Origin of the sequence: Subtercola boreus (assembly GCF_003399635.1) — a bacterium.
GTDB classification, from domain to species: Bacteria; Actinomycetota; Actinomycetes; order Actinomycetales; family Microbacteriaceae; genus Subtercola; species Subtercola boreus_B.
Genome location: NZ_NBXB01000037.1, coordinates 37,471 through 59,394, shown reverse-complemented (window position 1 = coordinate 59,394; position 21,924 = coordinate 37,471). Strand labels below are relative to the sequence as shown.

Annotated in this window: 22 protein-coding genes; 9 read left to right on the top strand and 13 right to left on the bottom strand. The window is 63.5% G+C overall.

Translation table 11 applies throughout. The annotated features are described in order from the left end of the window. Positions 1–3: 3 nt before the first annotated feature. Genes B7R22_RS14355 through B7R22_RS14335 form a run of 5 tightly spaced genes read right to left on the bottom strand, consistent with a single transcriptional unit; the run spans position 4 to position 4,094 of the window. A complete protein-coding gene (locus tag B7R22_RS14355; RefSeq protein ID WP_116412391.1) occupies positions 4–876 on the bottom strand; it encodes an SIS domain-containing protein in 873 nt (290 codons plus the stop codon). Between the two features lie 31 nt (positions 877–907). Beyond that, complete coding sequence (locus B7R22_RS14350) at positions 908–1,807, bottom strand: NAD(P)-dependent oxidoreductase (protein ID WP_216363471.1); 900 nt, start codon at positions 1,805–1,807, stop codon at positions 908–910. 34 nt (positions 1,808–1,841) lie between these two features. Continuing rightward, positions 1,842–2,810 (bottom strand): shikimate dehydrogenase family protein, encoded by a 969-nt coding sequence (locus B7R22_RS14345; RefSeq protein ID WP_116412389.1) that lies wholly within the window; start codon positions 2,808–2,810, stop codon positions 1,842–1,844. Between the two features lie 25 nt (positions 2,811–2,835). Then, complete coding sequence (gene eda / locus B7R22_RS14340) at positions 2,836–3,483, bottom strand: bifunctional 4-hydroxy-2-oxoglutarate aldolase/2-dehydro-3-deoxy-phosphogluconate aldolase (RefSeq protein ID WP_116412388.1); 648 nt, start codon at positions 3,481–3,483, stop codon at positions 2,836–2,838. After that, the gene (locus B7R22_RS14335; RefSeq protein WP_172582417.1) at positions 3,480–4,094 is read right to left on the bottom strand and encodes a glucose-6-phosphate isomerase family protein; all 615 of its coding nucleotides are present in this window, start codon (positions 4,092–4,094) and stop codon (positions 3,480–3,482) included. Before B7R22_RS14335 ends, eda begins: the two co-directional genes overlap by 4 nt. A 157-nt stretch (positions 4,095–4,251) precedes the next feature. Here B7R22_RS14335 and B7R22_RS14330 point away from each other — a divergent pair, with 157 nt between their 5' ends. From B7R22_RS14330 to B7R22_RS14290, 8 genes are all read left to right on the top strand, one after another. Next, on the top strand, positions 4,252–4,986 hold the full coding sequence (locus B7R22_RS14330; protein ID WP_116412386.1) for an SDR family NAD(P)-dependent oxidoreductase: 735 nt from the start codon (positions 4,252–4,254) through the stop codon (positions 4,984–4,986). Positions 4,987–5,036: 50 nt separating this feature from the next. Beyond that, positions 5,037–6,530, top strand: a complete 1,494-nt coding sequence (gene xylB / locus B7R22_RS14325) for a xylulokinase (RefSeq protein WP_116412385.1) — start codon at positions 5,037–5,039, stop codon at positions 6,528–6,530. A gap of 5 nt (positions 6,531–6,535) precedes the next feature. Continuing rightward, positions 6,536–7,480, top strand: coding sequence for a phosphotriesterase family protein (locus B7R22_RS14320; RefSeq protein WP_116412402.1), 945 nt, complete (start codon positions 6,536–6,538; stop codon positions 7,478–7,480). A 50-nt stretch (positions 7,481–7,530) separates the two neighbouring features. Beyond that, positions 7,531–8,547, top strand: a complete 1,017-nt coding sequence (locus B7R22_RS14315; RefSeq protein ID WP_116412384.1) for a zinc-dependent alcohol dehydrogenase family protein — start codon at positions 7,531–7,533, stop codon at positions 8,545–8,547. Between the two features lie 826 nt (positions 8,548–9,373). After that, entirely contained in the window at positions 9,374–10,009 is a 636-nt protein-coding gene (locus tag B7R22_RS14305; protein ID WP_253259093.1) for a hypothetical protein, read from the top strand. A gap of 103 nt (positions 10,010–10,112) precedes the next feature. After that, positions 10,113–10,517, top strand: coding sequence for a S26 family signal peptidase (locus tag B7R22_RS14300; protein WP_367379197.1), 405 nt, complete (start codon positions 10,113–10,115; stop codon positions 10,515–10,517). Beyond that, a complete protein-coding gene (locus tag B7R22_RS14295) occupies positions 10,514–10,936 on the top strand; it encodes a hypothetical protein (protein WP_116412381.1) in 423 nt (140 codons plus the stop codon). The genes B7R22_RS14300 and B7R22_RS14295 overlap by 4 nt, the downstream gene beginning before the upstream one ends. Positions 10,937–10,947: 11 nt before the next feature. Further along, complete coding sequence (locus B7R22_RS14290; RefSeq protein ID WP_116412380.1) at positions 10,948–11,388, top strand: hypothetical protein; 441 nt, start codon at positions 10,948–10,950, stop codon at positions 11,386–11,388. Between the two features lie 207 nt (positions 11,389–11,595). Here the strand turns inward: B7R22_RS14290 and B7R22_RS14285 are convergent, their stop codons facing one another. Both B7R22_RS14285 and B7R22_RS14280 read right to left on the bottom strand, forming a co-directional pair. Continuing rightward, on the bottom strand, positions 11,596–12,765 hold the full coding sequence (locus B7R22_RS14285; RefSeq protein WP_116412379.1) for a sensor histidine kinase: 1,170 nt from the start codon (positions 12,763–12,765) through the stop codon (positions 11,596–11,598). Continuing rightward, positions 12,752–13,492 carry a response regulator transcription factor gene (locus B7R22_RS14280; protein WP_116412378.1) on the bottom strand — a complete coding sequence of 247 codons (741 nt, stop codon included), beginning with the start codon at positions 13,490–13,492 and terminating at the stop codon, positions 12,752–12,754. Before B7R22_RS14280 ends, B7R22_RS14285 begins: the two co-directional genes overlap by 14 nt. 111 nt (positions 13,493–13,603) lie before the next feature. Here B7R22_RS14280 and B7R22_RS14275 point away from each other — a divergent pair, with 111 nt between their 5' ends. Beyond that, positions 13,604–14,188: a sigma-70 family RNA polymerase sigma factor gene (locus tag B7R22_RS14275; RefSeq protein WP_116412377.1), complete on the top strand. Its 585-nt coding sequence runs from the start codon at positions 13,604–13,606 to the stop codon at positions 14,186–14,188. 236 nt (positions 14,189–14,424) lie between these two features. On the opposite strand, the gene B7R22_RS14270 is transcribed toward B7R22_RS14275, so the two are convergent. The 6 genes from B7R22_RS14270 to B7R22_RS14245 all read right to left on the bottom strand — a co-directional run bounded on the left by B7R22_RS14270 (position 14,425) and on the right by B7R22_RS14245 (position 21,915). Beyond that, the gene (locus B7R22_RS14270; RefSeq protein WP_116412376.1) at positions 14,425–14,832 is read right to left on the bottom strand and encodes a RidA family protein; all 408 of its coding nucleotides are present in this window, start codon (positions 14,830–14,832) and stop codon (positions 14,425–14,427) included. 237 nt (positions 14,833–15,069) lie between these two features. Continuing rightward, a complete protein-coding gene (locus tag B7R22_RS14265) occupies positions 15,070–16,542 on the bottom strand; it encodes a mannitol dehydrogenase family protein (RefSeq protein ID WP_116412375.1) in 1,473 nt (490 codons plus the stop codon). A gap of 14 nt (positions 16,543–16,556) precedes the next feature. Next, complete coding sequence (locus B7R22_RS20460; protein WP_253259096.1) at positions 16,557–16,733, bottom strand: twin-arginine translocase TatA/TatE family subunit; 177 nt, start codon at positions 16,731–16,733, stop codon at positions 16,557–16,559. A 106-nt stretch (positions 16,734–16,839) separates the two neighbouring features. Beyond that, on the bottom strand, positions 16,840–18,846 hold the full coding sequence (locus B7R22_RS19885; RefSeq protein ID WP_116412373.1) for a hypothetical protein: 2,007 nt from the start codon (positions 18,844–18,846) through the stop codon (positions 16,840–16,842). Positions 18,847–18,916: 70 nt separating this feature from the next. Beyond that, positions 18,917–20,398 carry an FGGY-family carbohydrate kinase gene (locus B7R22_RS14250; protein ID WP_116412372.1) on the bottom strand — a complete coding sequence of 494 codons (1,482 nt, stop codon included), beginning with the start codon at positions 20,396–20,398 and terminating at the stop codon, positions 18,917–18,919. After that, positions 20,395–21,915: a fucose isomerase gene (locus tag B7R22_RS14245; protein WP_253259092.1), complete on the bottom strand. Its 1,521-nt coding sequence runs from the start codon at positions 21,913–21,915 to the stop codon at positions 20,395–20,397. Before B7R22_RS14245 ends, B7R22_RS14250 begins: the two co-directional genes overlap by 4 nt. Positions 21,916–21,924 lie beyond the last annotated feature (9 nt).

Sequence of the window (21,924 nt, the reverse complement as noted above, 5' to 3'; positions counted from 1 at the left end):
CTCTCAGTCGTCGCGCCGGAACCGGAGCAGTCCCTCTTTCATCGCCGTCAACTTGTCCATGTGGTCTTTTCCGCGGCGCAGGGCGACGGCGGTGGCGAGGATGTCGATGACCACCAGCCCGGCAAGGCGGCTCACGGTGGGGGTGTGGATGTCAGTGTCTTCGATTGTCTTCACGACAAGGGGGATGTCGCAGTGCGCCAGCAGTGGGCTGTCTTCGCCCGACATGCCGATGACGGTAGCACCGTTCGTCCTGGCGGTCTTGGCGACCTGCACGACGGACTTCGTTCGTCCCGTGTTCGATATTGCGATGATGACGTCGGTTGGCCGTGCGGTCGATGCGGCCATGAACTGCTGGTGTGGGTCTGAGGGCGCTGAGCAGGGCACGCCGAACAGTGCGGCCTTCTGTTCGGCGTCCAGTCCGATCAATGCGGATGCCCCGAGCCCGGCGAAGGTCAGTGAGGTCGATGCGATGATGGCGTTGACCGCACGGTCGACTGCTGCGGGGTCGAGAAATCGGCGTGCCCGATCAAGGCTTGACATCGTGTGATCGAATACTTTGGTGATCAGGACTTCAATTGCATCATCTCGGCCGATGGTCGAGAGTGTTGCAGGGATGCCGAGAGCGAGCGTCTGGGCGAGCGAGATTTTGAACTGTTGAAACCCTGCGAACCCGAGTGAGGTGCAGAACCGCATGACGGTGGGCTCGCTGACTCCTGCGGCCTCAGCGACCCCGGCCATTGTCGCGTTCATGACGAATGTCGGGTTGTCGGCCACGAGCTGCGCGACTTTACGTTCGGACGCGCGCAGGGTGCCGATCACATCGTTGAGATGTTCGAGGAGTGGAGCATTCGTCGGCGGGTAGGCCTCGGGTTTCATGGGTCTGCTTCCGTTCGCGCCACCGTGGCGCTTACAGTCCCAGCGTAGTGATCAGGTTGGCGACCGCTTGCTCCGTGGCCCGGCGAGTGCTCGCGTCGGTGAAACCCCCGAGATGCGGGGTGAGGATGGTGTGTTCATGAAGCAGCAGTGGGCTAAGCCTGGGCGGCTCGTTGTCGAATGCGTCGACCGCATAGGCAGACAGTCTCCCTGAGCCCAGCGCGGAGACAACGGCATCATCGTCAACGAGAGCCGAGCGGGCGGTGTTGATCAGCACGGCACCCCTTCTCATCGTCGCGAGCACTTCGGCAGTCACCAGCGGCGAACCGTCGGCCGGTGGCGGGCTGTGCAGCGAGACGACGTCGCTGCGTGCAAACACCTCGGCAAAGGTCGCGCTTGAAGCGTGGGAGGCGGCGTCGACCTCAGAGTAGGCGTCGTGCGCGAGAACGCATGCACCGAGGCCGCTGGCGAGCTCTGCGACGAGACGCCCGATGGCGCCGAATCCAACCAGACCGAGGGTGATGTCGGGCATTTCTCGACCGAGGGTGCGCTGCCATTCGCCGGTCTTCATCGCCGCGTTGGCCTCAGGCAGGTGCCTGAGACCGGCCATGGTGAGGAGAATGGCCAGCTCAGCGACTCCGCGCGAGTTGGCGCCGCGTGCGAGCGCGACAATGATCCCCCGGGCTTCTGCAGCGGCAAGATCAACGGCGTCAGCTCCGACGCCGTTGCGGCTGATGACGCGCAGCTGAGGCGCCTCGGCCAGAACTCGGGCTGAGACGACCTCGACGCCTGCGAGCCAGCCGTCGACGTCGTGCACGAGCTCGAGTAGTTCCGGCTCGGTGGGTAGCCGGCCCGCTGGCCCTGAGATCAGTTCGACGCCCCGCTCACGGAGCGGATTCAGTTCGGGCACGGAGTCGAGTCCGGCCGAAGTCATAGAGCGGGGAGTGATGAGAACGCGCATCGTCGACTCAGGCCCGGGTGCGGCCGGCTTTGGCCGAGAGCTCGTCGAACAGCGGCCCGCTGGTGGGGATCGTCACGTTGAAGACTTCTGCGATGACCTGTGTCCAGCCGTGGATGAAGTAGATCCAGCCGTCTTCGACCTGCAGCGAGCGTGCCTTCTCTGCGGCTCGGGCCTGGTCAAGGAACAGAAGGTCGCCGCGGTAGTTCAGATCCCAGACGACGGCATGCTCGGGAAAGACGACGTCATCGGACAGGGGGGAGCCCGGGGCATCTTTGCCGAGGCCCGTTGCGTTCACGACGACGGCGCGCCGACTGGCCGTCCTGAGCACAGCATCATTGTCGGCTGCTGTCGGGGCGAGCACCGCCTCGAGCGGGGTGCCTGCCGACGCCGCCTCATGGATGTCGCGTAGGGTATCGAGTCGTGCACCGCTCCTGTTCGTGACCACGATTCGCGCGGGGCGGTCAGCGCCGCGGCCGGGTCGGGAGAGGTACCAGTCGATGGCGATCGCCGAGCCGCCCGCACCGAAGACGATGACATCGGTCGGTGCTTCGGCGAAGTACCCCGCTGGGAGGAAGGCGTCGAGTGCGAGTCCGGAGGAGATCGGGTCTTTCGCGTGGGCGCGGAATCGACCGTCGCGTTTCGAGAGGCAGCTGACTTCATTCATCAGCTCGGCAAGCGGGTCGATCTCATCGAAGAGGTCTCTCGCCGCGTGGAACAGATCAATCTTGTGGGTGGTGACCAGGGCGCCCATGCTGAGGGCGTCATCTTTCAGGAACGAGACCACCCTGCGGTATTGGTCTGCGGGGGCGTGCAGGGGCAGGTCGATGCCCACCAGCTCGACCTCGCCGAGACCGAGAGACTCGGCCCAGGCGGGAAATACGGTACGGATCGATGAACTACCGGTGGTGACGCCGACGAAATAGAAAGATGGAACCGTGGCCGATTCGAGGGTGTCTGGGGTGAGGGTGCGAGGCACGAGCGCTGGTCTCTTTCTGTAGGGGTCAGGCGCCGAAAGCCGCCACCGTGGCGACGGCAGCGCGGGCAGACTGGGTGATCTCGTCGAAGCGGCCCTCGGCGATCTGGTCACGCGGCGCGATCCACGTTCCGCCGATCGCGAAGACGGTGCTGAGGGCAAGGTAACTGTCGAGATTCGACAGCCTCACCCCGCCGGTGGGCATGAAGCGAATGCCAATTGCGGCGAACGGGGCGGCGAAGGCCGAGATGACGGCGACGCCGCCCGACTGCTCGGCGGGGAAGAACTTTAGATGGGTATGGCCCAGCTCGACGGCCGCGAGGATCTCGGTCGGGCTGATGGCGCCAGGCACGAACGGCAGATCGGCGCCGGATGCCGCGGCGGAGAGAGCAGGCGTAAATCCCGGTGAGACGCCGAAGTGGGCCCCTGCCTCGACGGCGTCTTCGACCTGGGCGGGGGTGAGGAGTGTGCCCGCGCCGACCAGGAACCCGGGTACCTCTGCGTGGATTGCCTGAATGGCCTCGAGCGCGGCGGGTGTGCGCAGCGTGACCTCCGCGACGGGCAGACCGGCGGCGCTCAGGCAGTGGGCGAGCTCGACGCCCCGCGCAACATCCGTGATCTCGACGACCGGAACGATGCGCGCGAGGGTCAGCCGTTCGAGGGCGGTGCCGGTCACGACTGCTCCCTGCGGTAGCCCCGGTGCCGGGGGTTGGGAATGGTCGTCCAGCCCGATTGCGCGTCTGCGACAACGAGCGTCTTCATGCCTCCTGCTTCGGCGATGATCGCGTAGTTCTGTCCCGCGTCGGCGGCGTAGCAGAAAAGGGTAACGAAGGGTTCGTCCCCGACGTTTACGCTGCGGTGGACCCATTGGCCGGGTACGTTCACCGCTTTGCCGGGGGTGAGCTCCACTGCCTCTGTGCCTCCCTCGACGGTGTCGAGGAGCATGACACCGCGACCGCTCAGGCAGTAGTACAACTCGGCCCGGTCGGATGTTGCGTGCAGGTGGCCCCGGGTGACGGCGAACTCATCGCCGTAGGAGCCGGGGAGAACCGTGCTGGTTCCGACGATCAGGGCTCCTGGGCCGTCTTGGTACCTCTGCTCGTCGACCGAGTAGACAAGGCTGGTCTCGCCGTTGGACACCGCGTCACGCCACGCCTGCTCATCCAGATACACCCCCTGCATGTCACCGACGACTTTCTCGTAGTGGCGTGTGGCACCACTGAGCTCGCCTGACGTGAAGATCTCCAGCAGAGTGGGTTGGTCGATGGGAACGTCTGGTGGCGTCATGGGGTCTCCTCGTCGAGTGTAGGTAGTCATACTACAAGCATGGTGCCATCAACGGTCGTAATTGCGATACCAACGGATGAGATTTGCATTTTCCTGCGGTTGGTGACCGGATTGATGTAGTTTTACTAGGTACGCCGTTCGAGAATGAGGAATCACCGTGGATACAACTCGTTTTACAGACAGCCGCGTAGCCATTACCGGCGGCGCAGGCGGAATCGGGCAGGCGATCGCGCGCCGCCTCATCGCAGAGGGTGCTGAGGTCTACGCCCTCGACCGCCGCGGTCTCGACAAGCTACCGGAGGGCGTCGCGGGAATCGAGATGGATCTGGGCTCGCCCGCGTCAGTCGCTGCGGTTGTTGCCGGCCTCTATGCCGACGACGATCGCCCAGTGCACCTCGTGAACAGTGCAGGCATCGTCGAAGACGATGTCGCCGCCATCGACATGCCAATCGAACAGTTCGACGCCGTCATCGGAGTGAATCTGCGCGGGGTCTTCATCACCTGCCAGGCGTTCGGTCGGGAGCTCATCGCCCGGGGCGGCGGCGCCATCGTGAACATCGCATCGATGTCCGGAAACGCCGTCGTGAATTTTCCGCAGAAGCAGAGTGCCTACAACACCTCGAAGGCCGCCGTTACGGCTCTCACCAAGTCGCTTGCGGTCGAATGGGGCACCTCGGGCGTGCGTCTCAATGCGCTCTCACCCGGTTATGTCGACACCCCGCTTAACCACCTCAAAGCCGACATGCACGACATCTGGAAACGCGACGTGGTCGTGGGCCGCTTCGCCACGCCCGATGAGGTCGCGGCATCGGTCGCTTTTCTGCTCAGCGACGACGCGAAATACTACATCGGGGCCGAACTGCTGATGGATGGTGGCTACTCGCTGCGCTGAGCGGCCGTAGACCACCGCTCAGCGAGCGGCGAACTTCAAAGGAGAAGCATATGATCATCTCTCACGACCTCGGAACGACGGGTAACAAAGCGACGCTCGTCTCGAACGACGCTCGCCTCATCGCCGCCGTCTCGGTGAACTATGGCGCCGACTTCGGGCCGGGCGGCCGTGCCCAGCAGAACCCGCACGACTGGTGGAACGCCATGACGGAGGCCAACCGTACGCTGCTCGAGAAAGGCGGCATCACGAGCGCCGACGTCGACGCGATCTCGTTCTCGGGGCAGATGATGGGTGTCGTTCCTATGGATGCCGCGGGCGACGTCGTTCGTCCGGCCATCATCTGGGCTGACACCCGATCAGGAACACAGTGCGACACCCTCATCGAGCGGATCGGGATGGAGCGTGCCTATGCCATCACTGGGCACAGGCTCAACCCGACCTACTCTCTCTCGAAGGTGATGTGGCTGCGCGACACCGAACCTGAAGCATTCGCGCGCATCGACACCGTGATGCAGGCGAAGGACTACCTCGCCTACCGTCTCACCGGGGTGCGGGTCACCGACCCCTCTGACGCGTCAAGCACCAACGCCTATGACCAGGCAGCCAGTGCCTGGTCGACCGAGCTCATTGAGGCCGCCGAACTTGATCCCTCGCTCTTCCCCGAGATCGTCGAATCGACGACCGTCATAGGAACGGTGACGGCCGACGCCGCCCGGCAGACGGGGCTCGCTGCCGGCACCCCGGTCGTGATCGGCGGCGGAGACGGACCGATGGCAGCCCTTGGAGCCGGCATCATCGATGCGTCCTCCGGTGCCTATGCCTACCTCGGTTCATCCTCGTGGGTGTCAATAAGTGCCGATGCTCCGCTGCACGACCCGCTGATGCGATCGATGACTTTCAATCACGTCATTCCTGGTCGATTCGTGCCCACGGCGACCATGCAGGCCGGAGGGGCTTCGCTCTCGTGGGTGACCTCCCTGCTGGCGCCCGGGCAGAACGACCGCTACAAGGAACTGCTCGGAGCGGCCGCCTCAGCCGCGGCATCCGAAGACGGGCTCTTCTTTCTTCCCCACCTGCTGGGGGAGAGGTCTCCGTACTGGAACCCGGCCGCCCGAGCTGCGTTTGTTGGTCTGCTGATGCACCACGGTCGGGGCAACATGACACGCGCCGTGCTGGAGGGAGTGGCCTTCAACCTTCACACGGGGCTTCGTGCGTTCGTGGAGAACGGCACTTCCATTCCCTCGATCGATGCCATCGGCGGGGCTGCCAACTCAGGTTTGCTTCTCGACATTTTTGCTGACGTGTGGGGGGTACCGGTCAGCGCCAGGGACCTTGTCGATGAAGCCAATGCGATCGGAGCCGCCGTGGTCGCAGGAGTCGGTGTGGGCATCTTCGAAGGGTTCGACACCGCGTCGAAGTTCTCGAACCGCGCCGAACGCCGGGTGCCCGATCCCGCACGCCACGCCCGGTACGGGTCGGAGTACAGCACGTTCCTCGACGCCTACCGGCGCCTCGAGCCCTGGTTTGACGAACTGGCCAGGTGACGTCGATGAGCGTCATCCGCACAGTACTGGGTGACATCGACCCGGCATCCCTCGGAGTTCTCGACTACCACGAACACCTCTTTCAGACGTCGCCCCTGTTGCCCGGCGACGAACTCGACGACGAGAAGCGGTCCGGCGGCGAGGCCGGGATGCTCGTCGAAGGGGGGGTGCAGGCGATCATCGATGCGACCCCGACCGGTCTCGGCCGCGATGCCGAGGCGACGGCGCGCATCAGCGAGGCGACCGGATTGACCGTGGTGCACACAACTGGGGCGCACCATGGGGGCCACTACCGTTCCGGCGACGCGCTGCTCGAGATGAACGTGCGTCAGCTCATCGACCTGTTCACGATCGACGTGGCCAGCGGCTTCCGCCTCTCCGACGGAGCGCCGGCCAAGAGTCCCGGCGGAGCGCCTGTGCGGGCCGGACTCGTGAAAGCGGGCATCCGGTACTGGTCAATCGGAACCTTTGAGAGGCGCGTGATCGAGGCGGCTGCGGCCACCAGCCTCAACACCGGGTGCGCCGTGATGGTGCACCTCGATTTCGGCTCAGCAACGCATGAGGTACTGGACCTGATCGCAGCCGAAGGTGTCCAGCCCGACCGTGTCGTGTTGGCGCACGCTGACCGCAACCTCGACTCTGGCCTTCACAACGAGCTCGCCGCTCGGGGTGCCTACCTCGGCTACGACGGGATGGCCCGGCACCGTGATGCGCCCGACAGTGCGATTCTCGAGTGCCTGCTGCGGGTGGTCAAGGGCGGTGGTGCGGCCCGCCTCCTGGTCGGCGGTGATGTCGCCCGCCGAACGCGCTACATCGCTTATGGCGGAATGCCTGGGCTCTCTTATCTGCCCCTGCGCTTTCTTCCCCGACTGTCGGACGGACTCGACCCGGCGGACTACGAACTCGTGACGCGCTCGAACGGTGCGCGCCTGCTGACACTGCGTTCTTAGGCCGAACTTCGCGCCCCACCCCTTCCCGCGCTGCTCACCGAAAGGCACCTATGAAAGCCATCGTCTACAGTCAGCCCGGCAGCTTCGGACTGTCCGAGATCCCCACCCCGACGCCCGGCCCGCTCGACGTGCTGCTGCGCGTTATCGTCGCGGGTGTCTGCGGAACTGACCTGCACCTGCACGATGGGGAGTTCGGGCCTACCTATCCACTCATTCCCGGGCACGAGATTGTCGGCGAGGTTGTCGAACGCGGTGAGGATGTCGCGTCGCTCGACATCGGCGACCGGGTCACCCTCGACAACACGGCCGCCTGTGGGCACTGCGATGAGTGTCGCCGCGCTCGTCCGGCGTTCTGCCGCAAGCTGCTCGCACAGGGTGTCAACGCGCCGGGAGGCTTCGCGGAGTACGTCGTCGCATCGGCCGACCGATGCTGGGTGGTCAACGACCTCGACCCGGAGGTGGCCGTCTTCGCAGAGCCGATCGCGTGCGTCGTGCACGGCCTCGACGTGCTGGCCGTGACTCCCGGAGCGGACGTGCTGCTGTTCGGAGCCGGTCCCACCGGTCTGCTGCTCGCGCAGCTGCTGAAGTCGACGGGGGCCGGCAGGGTGACGATCGCGGCACCCACCGAAGCCAAACTCGAGCTGGCTGCTGAACACGGTGTCGATGTCACCGTACGAATCGAGCGTGGCTCTGACTTCGTCGAAGACCTGCGTGCGCGGACGGGCGGGGTCGGCTACGACATCGTTGTCGACGCCACGGGGGCTATCCCGGTGTTGGAGCATGCCATCGACCTGACACGCACTGGGGGAACGTTCTTCGTCTACGGCATGACGGCAGAGTCGGCGATACTCCCGATCGCTCCCTACGAAGTGTTCCGGCGCGAACTGACCATCAAGGGCTCGTTCGCGCAGCAGTTCTCGTTCGATCGTGCGGTCAACGCCCTTCGGAGCGGCCGAGTCGACACAGCGGGGATGATCACGCATCGCTTCACCCTCGAAGAATATGCCGAGGCCCTTTCGGCCGTGGGCTTGAGTGACTGCATCAAGGCCGTGATTCGTCCCTCCTAGTCACTTGGGCAGGTCGTCAGAGAGGAATGTCACGGAGATGCGTAGAACGGAGCATTGTGTCAGGGATGGGTCGCCATGCCCCATCTGGGTGGGGGAGGGTGTGCATGCAGAGCATGGCCGCATCAGGCGCAGTCTCTAGCGGAACGCCTTCACCGAAGGTGGCCACATCATCGGCGCGGCGGTGTTGCCCGGCTCTCCGGGCGCCTCGCACGATCTCGAGTTTCTCCGCGATCACCTTCGGGTCGCTGATTGGCCGGCCGAAACGGGTGCCGGCTGCCTGGGCGATGGCGATGCCGGCGTTGACGCCTTCGGCGATGAGTTCCCCAACCTGTTCCTTCGAAGAATGAGCTGTCTCAGAAACCTTCAGGTGTTCAGGTAGGGATCGGATCTATTCCGGGAGGATGAGGTTCCTGGTTGGCGAAAATAGAAGGGTGTGGCCGGGCTGCCGCGTTGTCTGGGCCATGAGTATCGTGGGCAGGTTCTTAGCCCGCCGAAGGGTTGCGTACCCGGACGTATTGGGTTACGAGCTCTCGGTAATTGTCGCGATCTTGTTGGTGATGATGTTGGCGATGTGGGTGACGCTTCGTACTCGTTGCGGGTGAGGCCAAGGTGGTCCGCGAATCCGGTGCTAGGAACGGAGGAGTTCGTACGAGCAGAGGTACACGGTGGGTGGGGGCGTCCCCCAAAACAGGGGTGTTGCGTTGAATGTGCTTCTTCTTCATAATGAAGGAGCTTGCCGATAAAGTAGATACCCGCCGGGTGTTCTCAGGCGCAACACACCAGCTTCTTTCATCCTTGGGGATTTCCTATGTCTAGTCACGCGTCCATGCCGAAGAACAAACGCCGCCGTTTCGCACCTGTCGCCCTCGGCGCCGGAGTGCTCGGGGCCGTCCTGCTTTCCCTGAGCCTCACGGGCACGATGTCCGGGTTCGTTGCGAGCATCACGAACTCGACCAACACCGCCGCGACCGGCGCTCTCGTGATGCAGGAGCAGAACTCCGGCGCCACGGTCACCTGCCTCAGCACTGATGGCGGTACGGTGTCGACGAACGCGGCGACGTGCGCGACGATCAACAAGTTCGGCGGCAGCACGACCATGACGCCGGGCAACACCGTCACCACGCCGATCACGATCAAGAACATCGGAACGGTCGCCGCGACCACGTTCACCCTCACGCCCGGGGCTACCTGCACCCAGACGAACTCGGGTACCCAGAACGGTACGGCTGCGGATCTCTGCGCGAAGATGAACGTCGTGATCACCTCCGGCGCGACAACTGTCTTCAGCGGTACCCTCGCGTCGCTCGCCGGCGCAGCGCCCGCTGCGTTCACGATGCCTACCGCGCCCGCTGCCGGCGTCTCGGTTCCTTTCTCGTTCGCCGTCACTCTCGCGTCGACCGCAGGCAACTCGTACCAGGGCCTGCAGGCTTCCCTCCCGCTGACCTGGGCCTTCAGCAGCTAACACTCCCGGAGTCCTCCTCACGATCGCGGGCTGCCTCCGATGGGGCGGCCCGCGATATTTCGTTTCATCAGCAGAACAACCATCAGCCGAAGGAAGTGATCCCGTGACGTCCACCCGAACGAATAGGAAGGGTTCTCATTCCGGGCCCCGCCAGTGGTTCCCGAACCAGCCCCCGCTCCCACGCCCCGTCCGAGTGCTTCTCATCGCCGCAGCAATACTGTTGGCTGTGCTCCTTCTTGCGGCGCTGGTATTCTTCATCACCGGCGGTCGCTGGTTCGTGGTGCAAACCCCCTCGATGGGCGAAACGGCGCCCGTCGGCACCCTCATCCTCACCACCCCCACGAACGGGCAGGTCGCGGTCGGTGACATCATCACCTTCCGCCCCCCAACGTCGCCGGGAGAGGTCTACACGCACGGGATCATCGCCATCAGCGCGGACGGCGCGATCAGCACCCGCGGCGACATCAACGGCGCAACCGACCCCTGGCAACTGCGGGCTGGTTCGTGAAAGCGGTCCCGATCGTCACGATCGGGACCCTGCTCATCCTCCGCCCCCTGATCGGTCTCGTGGTCCTCAGCACCACCGCAGACACCACCGGCGCGGACGCGACCGTCGTGTCCACCGGGATCCTCCCGATCAGGGTGGCAGCCGTCGGCGGGAACCACGCCGATCTGATCTCGGGGCAAGCCGGGACCCTCACCGTCCCGACCCTTGTCGATACCAGCCAGTACCACCTTTCCTCCGCCCTGAACCTATCCGTGATCGGCTGGGTCATCCTGATCGCGGTCTGTGCGATACCGCTGCTCTGGACGATCATCGTGGGTCTACCCGCAGACCCCGAAGACAACACTGCATTAACAACAACACCCTTGCTGGACGGCGCCCGACGAAACGAAACATCTCCGTCATCGCAGCGCTTGCTCTGATCCTGGCCGGGTTGTTCTGGGCGACAGCCTCCACCCCGGGAACGAGCTCCGCGTACATCGCGAAGGTCACGAACAACACCGACACTGCAGCGACGGCGGCGAACTTCACCTATACCGGCGCGTACGGCGTCGACAAGGGCAACGCGCTCTTCCAATACCCGCTCACCGAAGCCGCCAACGCGACAGCAGCTGCGGACATCTCCGGAAATAACGCCATCGGCACCTACCAGGGCTCCATGACGGCCAGCAGCACCACTCCAATCGCGTGCCCCCGCGACACCGGCACCTCGTACGTACTGAACGGCACCACCAGCTACCTCACCACCCCTACCCAGGTCACCAGCCCGGCAAGGTTCACCCTCGAGTCCCGGTTCAAAACGTCCCTCGAGAGAAACGGCTTGCGCCTTAAGCTGCAGACTCCGAATCCCCACGCCGCGCCGAACCAGAGGTGAATCGACTGAGGTATATTTACGCTGTAAAAAGCGAGACCCTCAGCCGGCCAAATCACGTCGGGCGGGCGGGCGGGTTCAGTCAACCATCTTCACCGATAGTCGTTGGAGCTCGGACTGCCCTCGAGAGCCGAGCCTGAAGAGCCGCTGATCAAACCTTGCCGTGCAGTCGACGCGTGCCGTGGAGGGATTGGTTTCCGGTGCTCGGCGTCACGCGGCCGTCGGTAGCGAGAGGTCGAATCGGCACCCGCCGGGCACGTTCCGAACGCACACTGTTCCGTTGTGTGCCTCGGCGATTCCCCGCACGATCGCCAATCCCAGGCCGGCTCCACTGGAATGCTGCCCGGTACGTGAGGTGGCATCTCCGCCTGCCGATGTTCGTGAGGCTGCGGTGGTGCGCGCGCCTGCTCCCCGCCAACCGGGTTCGAAGACCCGGGCGAGGTCGGCGTCGGGTATCCCGGCACCCCCGTCGATAACCGAAACAGATGCCCGGCCCTCGAACACGTCTGCGGAAACGGTGATCGGTGTTCCCTCAGGCGTGTGCTGCAGCGCGTTCATGAGCAAGTTCGTGATCGCGCGGGACAATTCCCGGGCATCCGCTCGCACGACGATGTCTCGCCGGAACGCTGAAGCCACACGTATCTCGCGGCCCGCCGTGAGCGGCTGCACGTCGGCGACAGCATCGCTGACGATGTCGTACAACGAGACGTCGTCAAGGTTGAGCTGCAACGTTCCTGAATCGATTTTCGAAAGCTCAAACAGATCGTCGACCATGCCGGAGAGCTGGTCGACTTGGGAGCGAATCTGACGGTAATAGCGTTGAGGGTCGTCGGCCAGCCCGTCTTCAAGCGATTCCGACATGGCGCGGAGGCCGGCGAGCGGGGTGCGGAGGTCGTGCGATATCCAAGCCACAAGCTCGCGACGGGAGGCTTCGAGCTGAGCGGATTGCGCCTGCGCTTCGGCCAGTCGCGTGCTGGCCGAGACGAGTTCCTCGCCGAGCGCTAAGAGTTCCGCTGAGAAGTACCGGCCCATCTCACTGACGCGTTCACCGGCACCGAGCTTGCGCGTCGCGGCAGACAAAGCGTGGGAGTTCCGAACGATCATCCAGCCGAGAAGGCCCGCAAGCGCGAGCGACACCACGCCTGCGATGCAGGCGACCCAGACGGCGACAGCGAGGTCATGGGTGGACAGGTACATCGCGTTTGCGACGGTGATCATGCTCGCGACAGCTGAGATCGTGACGGCTAGTATCACAATGCACAATTGCACGAACAATGACGCCCGGCGCATTGCCAGCAGGAGGCCGGCGGCGAGGCCTCCAATGATGAGCGTCGTGATGAGGGCGATGAGGGCGACATCTGCAAGGTCAGGCAACGGCATGCGTTTGCGCCTCGCCTTCGAGGCGGTAGCCGACGCCCCACACCGTCGACAACAACACCGGGTGGGTTGGATCGATCTCGATCTTCTCGCGGAGTCGGCGCACATGAACGGTAACCGTAGACAGGTCGCCGTGCGTCCAACCCCATACTGCACGCAAGAGCTCAGCGCGACCGAAGACCTGATCCGGTCGCTTAAGAAAGAAGGAGAACAGGTCGAACTCGCGGGCGGTCAGGCCCAGCGCCTCACCTGAGCGAGTCGCCGTTCGTGCTGACGGGTCGAGGATGAACTCGCCGAATAAGACCGGCGCCTGAACGGCGAATTCGATGATCGAGCGGCGCAGAATCGATTGAACGCGCAGCACGAGTTCGCGCGGTGAGAACGGTTTAGTGAGGTAGTCGTCGGCACCCGCTTCTAACCCGAGAATTCGATCTTCTTCTGCGCCGAGAGCGGTGAGAAGGATGACCGGCACCGCAGAGTTTGCCCGGATACGCCTGCACACCTGAACCCCGTCGATACCCGGCAGCATTCTGTCGAGAACAACCAGATCGGGCGGCGTTTGGCTCACGCGGCTGAGCGCGGCAAATCCATCAGCGACGGAGTCGACGATGAATCCGGCCGCTCGCAGGTACGTCGTGACCACCTCGGAGACCGTCGGATCGTCCTCGACGACGAGCACGCGCTTGTCGACCAAGGGATGGTCGTGCGACTCCGACGACAATTTACTCATTCCGTCACAGTACGTGCATGGTGCACCCCGAGCGAGGCATATCCGGAACCGTTCGCGTTCTGTAAGGGTTTCGCGGCTTCGTTGCGTGGGGCGTCGATCTACGGTGGAACTATGACAGGCGAAGCCGTGACATCGGAAGTGCTTCTTATTCGCACCTGCGGGAGAGACGACGGCGCCTTCGCAACCCTGTACACGCGCTGCTTCGGCCGGGTCTTCGAATCCGTGCGGCGCGTGCTGCGTGACCGGGCCCAGTCGGAGGAGGTCGCTCAGGAAGTGATGCTCGAGCTTTGGCAGAACGCCTCGAAATTCGACTCCGGGCGCGCCCAGGTATCGACCTGGCTGGAGGTCATCGCGCGCCGTCGAGCGATCGACCGGGTACGTGCCTCGCAATCCAGCCGAACCCGGGACCTCAGAATAGGCATCCGCGACTGGAAGGAGCACGACGACGACATCGCACTCGCAGTCGAAACGCGCCTCAGACTCGAGGCGGCGCTTCGCGCGCTTCGTACCATTCCCGTACTGCAGCGAAGGGCAATCGAACTGTTCTACCTCCGCGAATACAGCCGCGCCGAAGTTGCTCGCTCACTCAACGTGCCGCTCAGTACCGCCAACTGGCGCATTCGCGAAGGGCTCAACCAACTGCGCGCGCTCCTTGCCGCAGAGAGCGGTACCGATTCCGACGGTACAGCCGACTAGACACGACTCGCATCGCGACCACGGGGCCGCATACCCAGACGTCCCGACGGGGTCGCAGAGCGACTGCAGACCGGCCGCGCTATCTCGATCGAACTGACTTCGTCCGACCCAGCAACGTGATCCCGGTCACATTGCGAATGCAGTAGCCCTGAATGTTCTGACCCGAGGAGTCGAGTTTGCGCTCGACACCAGGGGCAACCCACGTTCCCACGACCGACCGACTCGAACGTGGTATTTCACCGACAGACGAAGCTTCCCTCAACCTCGACGAGTATCGACTCGGCAGCGAGTCCAGACACAACCACAATCGTGCTTGACGGGAACTCGTCTGTGGGAAACCATTCTGAGTAAACCTCGTCGCGCACGGCATTGAACTCGACGAGGGCGCTGCGCCCCACCGCGAAAGTGACGAGCTTGATCAAATCTGCCGGTGTCGCTCCCTGCGACCCCAGCAGGCCCAGGATCGCGTCGAAGATCAGCCGTGTCTGAGCCCCAGAGCCTGCCGCTGGCTTGCCTGTCTTGGAGACGCCGATTTGCCCAGAGAACACCGCAATTCTCGCGCCAGAGTGTGTGACGCTGAGATGACTGTATTTTCCCGATGGTGTGGGAACGCCAATGGGGGAGATTCGATGCACAACTGTCATTGATCAAACGATACTCGGCCGTCTGCGCGAGTGCTGAGTATGCGCAGTGGTGGGAGCTATCCGATATTGCTGCTCAGCGCCGCCGGTATTGCGGAAGAGAGGCAGCGACCCGCTTGCCTGGGAGCCGCCGGATTTCTTTCTGCTAGCTGGCGCGTTTCGCCAGTGCAGGTTCGTCGAGGGCTGTTCATCGATCATGACGAGGTCGTGGTCGAGGCCGTCTGAGGGCGAGCGCCTTGGTCACCGATGTTCAAGCTGCTGTGTGAGCGCCGCTTGCGCACCTTGCTCGTGCAGGACACGCAAGGCCTCGGCGTATTGCCCCGCGACGACGGGATGCGATGCCAGATCGCCGAAGACGCGCTCGTTCTGGAGGAATCCGAGCGGATTCTGGGGGTACGTGTTTGCGAGCGGAATCAAGCTCGAGGCGAGTGGGTCGACAACGTCGATCGGCTCTCCGAGTTCGTCGACGCCTTCGGCGTACCGCGCCCAACTGGCGATGATGGCGGCGGACAACAACGTCTGCCCACCATTGTCGATGTTGGAGCGAACGACCGGGATCAACCACTTCGGAATACGATCGGACGAGTCCTGACAGAGCCTCGCCAGCGTGTCCCGAATCTCGGGGTTGGCGAAGCGCTCGAGCAGCGTCGCCTTATAAACGGCGAGATCAATCCCTGGCACCGGGCTGAGAGTCGGAGTCGCCTCGTCGTCCATGTAGCGTCGCAGCAACTCGACGATGAACGGATCGGTGGCGGCCTCGTGAGCATAACGGTGACCCAACAGATAGCCGAAATAGGCCATCGCCTGGTGACTTGCGTTCAAAAGGCGGAGCTTCATCAATTCATACGGCTCGACATCACTGACCATTTGCACACCGACTTCTTCGTATGCCGGCCGCCCCAGCGTGAAGTCGTCTTCGAGTACCCATTGCACAAACGGTTCGGCCATCACCGGCCACTGGTCGTTGATGGCGAACCTTTCGGTCACGAGCGAGCGGTCGGCCTCGGTGGTGACAGGGGTGATGCGGTCGACCATAGAGTTCGGAAAGGACACATGGGTGGTGATCCACGATGCTAATTCGGGATCTTTCGCCTCAGCGAATGCACCGAACGTCTGGCGCGCGACGTGTCCGTTGCCCTGGATGTTGTCGCACGACATGATCGTGAACGGTTCTACCCCTGCGTCTCGGCGTCGTCGAAGGCCCTCGACGACCAACCCGAAAACGGTCAGCGGATGCTCGACGGTACCGAGATCGTGCACGATGTCAGGATTCGTCAGGTCGAACTCGCCCGTGGCCCGGTCGATGTTGTATCCGCCCTCAGTCACCGTCAGTTCAACGATGCGGGTCGCCGGGTTGGCGAGCGTCGCGAGAACCTTCTCCGGGTCATCCGGAGCGTAGAGGTACTGGTGAATCGACCCGATCACCCGGGGTTCGAGGGTTCCGTCGGCGTGCTTCAGAACCAGGGTATACAAGTTGTTCTGAGCGGCTAGCGCGTCACGCATGCGCACGTCGGCCGGCATGACCCCGACTCCGCAGATCGCCCAGTCGAGGGCTTCGCCCCGTTCCATCAACCTATCGAGGTACATGGCCTGATGCGCGCGGTGGAAGTTGCCTAGGCCGAAGTGCACGATCCCGGTTGTCAGCGCCGAGCGGTCGTAGTTGGGGGCGGCCGGTGAGGCGGTGTGGTCGGTCTGATCTGCGAAGAAGGTCATTGTCGTTCTTTCCGTCAGTGGATTGAGGTGTCCCGTTGAATATGGCCGGTCTCGTTCGTGGTCTCAGACTCAGCAACGGGTTGATCGGTTTCTGTGTGCATTGTGTTGACTTCTGTCTTCAGGATGCGCATGGACTGCCCAACGCTTCGCGCGAGCGCGGGCAGCTTGGGTGCTCCGAAAAGGAGTAACACGATGGCGAGGAGCACGATGAGGTGCCAGCCTTGGAGGTTTGCTAACAAGGAGTTCTCTCTTCTGTCGATCTTGCTGATTGTGCTGGGGTTGATCGCGGGCAGAGCGTCAGATGACGGTGCCGTTCGAGCGATAGGCCGTCGCCACACCGTTGGAGGAGTTGAAAATGATGTAGCCGTTCTGGAAAGTGCTTCGACGACCGAGCGGGTCACTGGTTTCGTCAGTGGTGGGATAACCGAGGACGCCCTGCTCATAGCCAAGAGAGGCCCACTTGCTGTAGATCAGTCCATAGACCATCTGGGCGCCGGTGTTGGGTGTCCAGTAAATGGCACCGTTCTGGAAGGTGTTGAAACGCCCGATTCCGTCTGCGGTTGTCGTCTCGTTCGAGGTGATGCCACCTTCTGGGCCAGCCGCGCCGCCAGAGGAGTTGTACTTCGTCGCGATCGCTCCCTGCACTGTGAACCCGCCGGTGCTGTAGTAGGCGCTGACCTCGCCGACAGAGGTGAAGGTCGAACTGCCTCCTGGAACCCCGATCACCCGCACGCCATCGCCTGACACCGGGGTGAAGGTGAAGGTGTAGCTGGCGTTCGTGCCAGCGGCCGAGCTATAGGGATATGCTGGAACCGTCGACGGGCTAGCGACATCGGTCCAGGTGTTACCGTGGCGAACTTGTACCCTCACGTTCGACGAGAACCACCCACCGTCTGGGTACATCGCGCCAGTGGTGTAGACGACCTTGTTGATCGTGTACTGGCGCGGCCAGGTGTAACCCCACCAACTGCTGTCACCCGACTTGTGTTCATTGTTCCAGTCGTCTTCGGAGTTGGTCAGGTTGCCGTCGTTGTAATACGAATTGTTCGCGAAGTGGGCGACGCGTTCGATCGGTACCGTTCCCGGGGTCTGCGCCACGTTGGTGCTGCCTGTGCTGTTCGTGGCCGCTGCGGTGGGCGCCACAGTGAGGTTGAGGGAGCGCAGAGCATAGTTGTACACCGAGGTGCCGGCTCCGCCACAGCTGCAGACGTTGGACTGCACGTACATGCTGAGTCCGTCGCTGCTCAGGAACTTTGACGGGATCGTCGTCGCGTAGCCGCCATTCTTCGACTGGGTCCACGGGTACCCACCGAAGTCCTTGGTCAAAAAATGAGACCAAGGCCCCGTCGGACTGGGCGATTCGTAGAACTCGTAGGTGTACTCGGTCCACGAGCTGTAGATGTATCGGTTCAGCGGCTTGTCGTAGAGCACTCCGCCCTGCCCGAGAACCGTAAGGTTGTGCGTCCCGGCGTTGATCAGACTTGGGTAGATGGTGCGGTCGTCGTGCAGCACGGGCTGCTTCAGAGCGATGTTCGTCGACCAGGTCGGCGTTCCACCGCTGGTTCCGGTGTAGAACTGCCAGGTGCTCCGGGTCTGAACGCTCGTCGAGGGCACCCGCGCCAGGAAAAGGTCTGTCGGGTTCGGGACGCTGCCATCAAAGGAAGTTCGCCAGTTGTTGTCGAGGCCGTAGACGTAGACGTATCCATCGGAAGCGTTTGCGCTGTTCTGTCCGAAGTCCGCGAAGAACATCGTGGTGAAGACGTGATTGTTGAACATCGGAGCGGAATGGTCCCACGTCCAAGTGACTCCATGATCGGTGGACTTCACCACGGTCGCGGCAGGAGCATCGTTGAACGAGGTGCTGAGGTCTTGTACCGCGAGGTAGATCGTGCCGTTTACGCAGACCATTCCTGTCGGTTTGCGGTTGTAGCTTCCGGCCGTCCAGGTCTGTGAGATGGCATTCCCGGTGGCCAGCGTCGACCCGGTGAGGCTTCCAGGCGTGCCGGCGATGCGGCTCACCGCAATGTCAGAAGATGGTCCGGATGTGCTGAAGCCTTTCCCGTCGCCGTTCGCCGCGTAGAGGTTGCCATCGTCGGCCCAGCACGAAGCCCAGAGGTCGCCATCACTGGAACTCTGGATCGTCGAGCTCTCCTGCGCGTTGGCAGTGGAGAAGAACGTGCTTTCGGGCGGGGGAGTGCCGGTGGCCCTGGCCGAGAGCGATCCCGCCCCGGTCAGGCCCGTCACGATGACGAGGCCGGCGATGAGGCCTCCGGCCAGCGTGCCTCGGCTGGATGATTTCTTCATTGTTCTCCTTTGAACGGTGAGGGACTGGACGAGTGAGCGACGGGGCGGTGCGGGACAGACAGAGAGACGGTCAGGAAGGGTTCAGCTGAAAATCGGCGAGCTGGTGCGAGATCTCGGAGACCTGCTCCGACAACCCGCGATAAAGGGCATACCGCTGGTCGTAGAGTGCGCTCAGGCACGGGTCGGGCTGACATACCTCGAGTTCGGGGTTCCAGCGGGTAATGTCGACGGGTTCGATGCTCGATGCCGCGAGCAGCGCTGCGCCGTAGCTTGCGCCGATGGTGATGCGCGGTATGACCTGCTGCAGCCCGGTCACGTCGGACACGATCTGGGTCCACACGGAGCCTTGGGTTCCGCCGCCGACGGCGACGATACGCGTGATGGCCACCCCGGCGGCGCGCATCGTTTCCACGTTGTGCCGCACCCCGAACGCCACCGCCTCCAACGCGGCGCGGTACAGATCACCCCGAGTGTGTTCGACGGTCAGCCCGACGATCGTTCCCCTTGCCCGCGGGTCCATGATCGGTGTGCGCTCGCCCGCGAAGTACGGCAGCATCGCAATTCCCCTGGCACCGGCCCCGGACGCTGAGGCTTCACGTGTCAGGCTCGCGAAGTCGGGCGACCCGAAGAGCTCTCTGAGCCAGCCGGTGATCGCGCCGGATGTCGCCATGCCTCCGGCGAGACTGAACGTGCCGTCGAACGCGCCCACCGTTCCCCACAGGGTCGGATATGACGTGCGCGCATCGGTCGTCGCGACGAGGAACATCGTTGTTCCGTACATGAGCATCAGGTCGCCGGGGTTCGCGGCGTCGACGCTCACGGCCTCCATCCATGCGTCGATACTTCCACCCACAACCGGGATGCCCGCGGGCAGCCCGGTCTGACGTGCCGCCTCGGCGGTCACCGAGCCGACGACGTCGCTCGGCCAGACGAGTTCCGGCAGCTCGAGCCCGGGTGCGATGGCCGACACCCACGGGTGGTACCAGTCGTTCGAGTGCGCGTCGTAGAGCGGCGTGCACTGGCTGGCGGAGTGGTGGTCGAGCACGTAGCGGCCTGTCAGGTTCCACGCCAGCCACGAGTTCGGCATATACAGCCGGCCCATGGCCTGATAGGTTTCGGGTTCCGTCTCCCTGATCCATAGCAGCTTCGGACCGATCGCCTGCGATGAGAGGTACGAGCCGCACCGCTCGAAGATCGCATCAGCATCGAGGGCGGCGTTGAGAGTCGAGATCTGTGCGAATGCTCGCGAATCTATCCCGTACAGGATCGCGGGGCGGAGCGGGTGCGACGCCGAGTCTGTAACGAGCGCGCATGGGCCCATGCCGCTGACGCCGACCGCGGTGATCGAGAACTCGTCGGAGACTATCTGTCGGGCGATGGCGCAGAATTCGTCCCACCAGACCGCGCCTTCCATCTCGACCCATCCGGGGTTCGGTCGCGTAACTTCGTGTGCAAGCACCACCGTCGCGACGATTGTGCCGGCGAAGTCGACCAGAACGCCTTTCGTGCTCGATGTGCCGATGTCGACCCCGAGCACGACGGGAGTCGTCACGGGTTCACGTCTCCACAGAGGAAGACACGAATACCCAGCCGATCGAACATCGTGGCCTTCACTCGGAGTGCTCTGTCAGCCGTCTCGGCATCGGGCGCGTAGAAGATCTGAGCGTGATTTGCCTTGTGCCTGGCCATGAACTGGTCTCGGTTCACACCGTGCAAAACGACCGAAGCCAAGGGCCACTCGGGATTCGTCAGCTGTTTGCGACGCTCGGTCTCGCTCGCCGGTAGGTCGACTACGCTCGCTCGTCCGATATCGACATTGAGGACGTTGTCGGCGATGTAGACCCGCGACCAGACAATCTCTCCGGGCTGAGAAACTCCATTGATCGTGCTTCCACCCGCGGGGAAGAAAACCGGGTCCTGGCGCCAGCCTTCTGCATTCTGGTAGCCCCCGAGGTGCGCGGGCGGTACGGAACCTGAAATCTCGTAGACCCAGACGAATTGTCCGTCGAAGTCTTCCCCCCAACGGACGTCGTGCAGCGTGGTGGCCGGGTCGATGCCCATCGCCAGGCACACCCGGTTGGTGACGAGCGCGTCGACGGCGACACCCTCGTCCGCCTCATTGAAGTGTGGGAGCGCCTTGCCCTCCCACAAGATTCTCGAGCCGTCGCGGCTTCGAACAGGCGGCCGGTCGACGTTGTTCAGCAGCCCTTCGACGAGGTCGCTCGCCGGGGAGAGGTCTTTCAGGCCCTGCTGATACTGGATGCCCACCGCATCGAGACCGAAATCGTCGCTGATCCGCAGTGCGGCGATGTACATCTTGTACTGCAGGCAGAGCTGGGCAGCGGTCAGGTCGGTCGCCTCGTTCGTGCCGACCCGAAATCTCATGCCGCGCCTGACGAGCCACGCACCGACCTCAGCCGCCTCATCATCATCGATAGTCAGCATCTCGGCCCACAGTGCACTCTGCGACAGGCGCTCTTTATACACGCCGATAGGGTTCAGGAGTTCGTCGTCGATGATCGCGTTGTACATGCCCATGCACCCCTCGTCGAAGACTCCGATGATCGCCTTCTGGGTGAGAAGCTCGTCGGCCAGCGCCTCGCCCAGCTCCTTCTCGTCGCTTCTATCCAGCGTCGGCAGGGCGAAAACGTGCGAGGCGTCGTGTGTGATCGTTCCGGTCTCGGCCCATTCGCGGATTCCGTTCAAGAACCAGTCATCGGTGAAGTCGACGCTCCAGATCGTCGAGTAAGCGACGTTCATCTTCGTCAGGCCCGCGTTCAACCCGAGCAGCCCGACCAGTCCGGGCCAGTCGGGTGCGAAGTTCGCCACCGTGAGAATGGGGCCGCGGTGCGAACGCAACCCGGCGAGCACGTGATGGCTGTACTGCCACACCGCTTCGGCCACAATCAGCGGCGCGTCGGCCGGAATGTTCTGGAAGACACTCATGCCCATTCGCTGGCTGCGGATGAAGGCGTGCCCGAGGAGGGGGTCGACGTCGTTGGCTCGTACGATTGTCCAACCCAGTGTGCCGAACGCCGTTGCCAGGTCGGTCTCGAGCGCAGCCTGCACGGGCCAGCC